Below are 4,890 nucleotides of genomic sequence, written 5' to 3' on the forward strand. Positions count from 1 at the left end.
GCCGCCATCTGCCTGCAGTCAGTATTTCCGGAAATAAGATTTTGCGCCTGTGCTTCCAGAAGACAATTCTCCACTTTCTTTTGCCAGCCGGTAATAATGTCATTGAGTAATTCACAATACCCGGCCGGCAGACTGATAACTTCCTGCCCGAGATTGCCGATCAGACACCCGCGCTGCCAGTGATATTTTTCCATTCCGGATTTGGCAATCCTGCAAAATGTCAATAATCTTTCCGGTGGCGGCAATGTGGTATCAGACAGACATTTATCCAGCAGATGAGAAAAACAGCGGTCATAATGACGTATCACTTTCACACCGAAATTTTCTTTACTGCCAAAGTAATAATAAAAAGATCCCTTCGGAATACCTGCTTTTGTTAATATTCTGCTGATATCTGACGTCATATATCCTGTTTCGGTAAACACCTCCGTACCGCTGCGGATCAATATTTCTTTTACATCGGTACCTGCATCATGGTTTTTCGGCGGTCGTCCCCGTTTCGGCTTTGTCATTATTGCTGTCATTACGTTTTATCTCTGTTATGCGGAATATACAGATTGCTGTTCGTATACATTCCGGCTGTTTCGCTGCAGGAAAAAATCCTCCCGCCGTTACTGCACGGGAGGAACCCACCGGAGAGTGTTCGTTATTTCATCATTACGTCCTGGTTTTGTTTCATTTCAAACCGCGGGGAAACAAAACCATACAGTGTCCAGCCGAGGAAGGTGGCAAGCGCCCCCCACATCACAGCATCTTCACCGGATGAATACAGCGCATAGAAACTATAAACAGCACCGATAAATGCAATCACATTGCCTGTCCGTGCTTTCTTAGGATCCACATTGGCGACTTTCTGCAGAATAATCATGGCAGCCATGGAAAGGATATAAGGGATAATATTAGTAACAACCGCCAGGTTAACCAGCACATTGAACTGTTTATTCAGTGACGGACTGATGGTCATCAGCGACAGTGCAGACTGAATAATAACAATAACCAGCATACCTTTTACCGGGGCATCCGCTTTGGTAACAGCAGAAAAGATTTTCGGGAAATAACCGGAATCGGATGATGATTTAAATACCTGCGCAATGGTGAACTGCCAGCCTAATAATGAACCGCAGCAGGACATAATCATCAGCGCCATAACAACCTTACCCACACCCGGCGTAAACATTTGTGAGAATGCCAGGCCAAACGGTGCAGTAGAGTTTGCCAGATCCATATTCGGTACAATACCGGCAATGACGTTTGTTGATACGATATAAATAACCGCTGCGCCTAATGTTCCGCCCAATACTGCTATCGGCACATTTTTCTCAGGATTATCAACCGCCTCACTGTTAGCACAGGCTGACTCCATTCCTAAAAATGCCCATAATGTCATCGCAATAGAGGAACCGACCGCCTCAAAAAGCGGAAAATTATGCGGGTTCCAGGAATTAACATACAGTTCAGGACTGAACCACCACCAGCCGATAACCGAAATACCAACAACCGGAATAATGACCCCCCAGACAGTCACACTGCTGATCCGTCCGGTGATCCGTGCACCGCCGAAGTTTGCCACCGTACAAATCCACAACACAACAATTGTGGCAATACAGATACCCAGCGGCGTCATCGCCGCATCCATCAGTTCAGCCCCATAACCGACGGCTGAAATCGCGATCGCAACGTTTGCAATCAGCAGAGAAACACCATAGGTATAATTCGCCATAAAGTTACCGGATTTACCGAATGCGTATTCCGCGTAACCTCCCATCCCGCCGCTGCGGCGGCTGTACATACCGCACTTGGCAAATGCATAAGCCAGAGCCATAGAACCGACGGCGGTCACAAGCCATGACAGAATAGAAACCGTCCCCACTTCCGCCAGTTTTGTCGGCAGCATAATGATGCCGGATCCCATCATATTCACTGCGGTTAATATAGTGAGCTGTAATACGCTCATTTTATTCTTTGAAGCACTCATCATATTTCTCCCCGGCTGACGGAGCACGCTCATCCGCGCTCCGCCATGCACGAATTAACGAACTCAGTGTTTAATTACATAGCCGTATGCCCGCTGACGGCCATCTTCATCACAGCGGATATACACACCCTGTAATTCCGGTGAGAATCCCGGGAAGAGGTTAATCCCCTCCTCGAGCGCCAGAAAATATTGCTGCACGGAGCCGCCCCAGATTTCCCCCGGAACCACACACAGAACCCCCGGCGGATAAGGCAGAGCACCTTCAGCCGCAATACGGCCTTCAATCTGATCCACCGCAACCAATTCCGCGTTGCCGCGTACAAACGCAATATTCGCTGCCTGCGGTAACATGCTGACCTGCGGGAAGTGTGATTTGCGGAACATCTCTTTCTGGAGTTGTTTCACATTAAACTTCACATACATATCATGCATTTCCTGACATAACTGACGGATGGTATACCCCTGATAACGGGCTTCATGCGCATGATATACAGACGGCAGTACCTCTTTCAGCGGAGCATCCTGTTCCAGTAATTGCTCAAAACGGGCAATCTGAGCCACCAGATGCTGCATTTTTGCCATGCTTTCAGCAGGTGTCAGCAGGAACAGAATGGAGTTGAGATCGCATTTTTCAGGAATGATATTATTTTCACGCAGATAGTTAGCCAGAATCGTTGCCGGCACACCGAACGCTTCATAATTACCGGTTTTGGCATCAATACCCGGCGTTGTCAGCAGTAATTTGCACGGGTCAACAAAATACTGATTTTCTTCATATCCCTCAAAGGCATGCCAGCGCTCACCCGGCACAAAATTGAAGAACCGGAGATCATTGGCAATCACATCAGTCTCAAAATCGCCCCATGAACGGCCATCAATAGTTTCCGGAATGAACGGGCGGATATGTTTACAGGATTTCAGCAGCAACTTACGGGTTTCAATCCCGGTTTTCACGCAATCCATCCATAAACGCTTACCTGATTTCCCTTCATGCATTTTGGCGTTCACATCCAGCGCGGCAAACAGCGGATAGAACGGGCTGGTGGAGGCATGCATCATAAAGGCATTATTCAGACGCTTATGATTCACATAACGGCTCTGGCCTTTAATATGACTGTCTTTTTTATGGATCTGAGATGTCTGAGAGAAACCGGCCTGTTGTTTATGAACAGATTGTGTGACCAGAATTCCGGGATCATTTTCATTCAGCTCCAGCAAAAGCGGAGAACAATCCTTCATCATCGGAATAAACTGTTCATAACCAACCCAGGCAGAATCAAATAAAATGTAGTCACATAAATGACCGATTTTATCGACAACCTGGCGTGCGTTATAAATTGTTCCGTCATACGTACCCAGTTGAATAACCGCCAGACGGAACGGACGTTTTTCGCCGGTTCGTTCAGGTGCGACTTCTTTAATTAAGCTGCGAAGATAATCCTCTTCAAAACAATGAGCATCAATCCCGCCGATAAATCCGAACGGGTTGCGCGCAGCTTCCAGATAAACCGGTATTGCCCCCGCCTGTATTAATGCGCCGTGATGATTTGATTTGTGGTTGTTACGATCGAATAATACCAGGTCACCCGGCGCCAATAAGGCATTAAGCACCACTTTATTTGAAGACGACGTACCATTAAGGACGAAATAGGTTTTATCCGCGTTAAAAACTTTCGCCGCATGCTGTTGTGCCGCGCACGGAGCCCCTTCATGAATCAGCAGATCCCCCATGGAGACATCCGCATTACATAAATCAGAACGGAATAAATTTTCGCCGAAATATTCAGCAAACTGGTTACCCAGCGGGTGACGGCGGAAAAACTCCCCGCCCTGATGTCCGGGACAATCAAAAGCTGAATTGCCCTGCTCAACATATTTTTTCATACTGCCGAAAAATGGCGGTAACAGACTTTCTTCATATTTCAGCGCCGCTGTTTCCAGTTGCTTACTGTATAATTCACCGTTCTTTTTATTTAAATCAATCACGCCGGTTAACCGTGTAATGACATCTGCCGGAATGACTTCGTGATCACTGATTACAGCAAAAACCGGCTGTTCAAAACTGTGCTGCTCAATAAAATCCAGCTTTCCGTCGCGGATATCATCAAGTGAAATAACGATGACAGCAACATCCGTAAAATCTGTATTCAGGATATCCACACATTCCCGGTGTGTTGAAATATAGTCAGACATATCATAGCTGACAGCGATTTTATAACTTTTCATTTTCATACCTTTTATTTTTGGCAAAAAATTCCCGCTGAAATATTCAGAAAAAATATTTCAGTTATTTATTTTCATAAATGCGAGCTTGTTCCCTCAATATACTATTGAGTTAAAAAATCACATTTCTCTTTATGCCATTACGTATGCCAAAACAATATTCAGGACTGACAGTTTTCACTATCTCAGCAAGGGCTTTTTTTACCGCAACCGGGAATGACGAAAGCTGTTTACCTGCATATTGATATGCATGAAAACCAGAGTATGAATTATCAATCAGAATTCAGCATATCCACACATAAATGCGGGATATAATGAGAAAGAGGTCGACGATCCATACGATGGCAATATGCAGACAACGTCATGGATGTCAGTAGAGGGACTACCTTTGTGCATTAAAACGATTAAAATCAAAACACGAACGATGTGAGAACATCATAAGGTGTGTAACACGTCTTATATGCGGCCAAAATCGGTTATTGTTTTCCATTTTTGCACCTGTTTAAAATTAAGACTATCTGACGAACAATTATTAATATAACCAAGTATAAATACTATACCGTGATATACATCAAAATAATAATCCTAAAAATATATTTAACCAATATCAGTTAGTATAAAAATACATTTTGTTAATACTGTGTTGTGTATATTATTGGCGAAAATTAAAAAAACAAATACATATTTAATAT

4 protein-coding genes and 1 pseudogene are annotated in these 4,890 nt (G+C 44.5%); all 5 read right to left on the reverse strand.

What is annotated here, in order from left to right:
- Positions 1-314 (reverse strand): TetR family transcriptional regulator C-terminal domain-containing protein (locus GN208_RS18125; RefSeq protein WP_243828503.1); only part of this gene is annotated, 314 nt, incomplete at its 3' end.
- 64 nt (positions 315-378) lie between these two features.
- A pseudogene (locus tag GN208_RS18130) lies at positions 379-524 on the reverse strand (TetR family transcriptional regulator); the annotation flags it as partial.
- 122 nt (positions 525-646) lie between these two features.
- The gene (gene potE / locus GN208_RS17495) at positions 647-1,975 is read right to left on the reverse strand and encodes a putrescine-ornithine antiporter (RefSeq protein WP_032098853.1); all 1,329 of its coding nucleotides are present in this window, start codon (positions 1,973-1,975) and stop codon (positions 647-649) included.
- A 63-nt stretch (positions 1,976-2,038) separates the two neighbouring features.
- A complete protein-coding gene (gene speF / locus GN208_RS17500) occupies positions 2,039-4,201 on the reverse strand; it encodes an ornithine decarboxylase SpeF (RefSeq protein ID WP_015422912.1) in 2,163 nt (720 codons plus the stop codon).
- A gap of 379 nt (positions 4,202-4,580) precedes the next feature.
- Positions 4,581-4,688: a leader peptide SpeFL gene (speFL, locus tag GN208_RS17505; RefSeq protein WP_107678959.1), complete on the reverse strand. Its 108-nt coding sequence runs from the start codon at positions 4,686-4,688 to the stop codon at positions 4,581-4,583.
- Positions 4,689-4,890 lie beyond the last annotated feature (202 nt).

Source organism: Morganella sp. HSTU-ASny43, from assembly GCF_022819185.1.
GTDB lineage: Bacteria > Pseudomonadota > Gammaproteobacteria > Enterobacterales > Enterobacteriaceae > Morganella > Morganella morganii.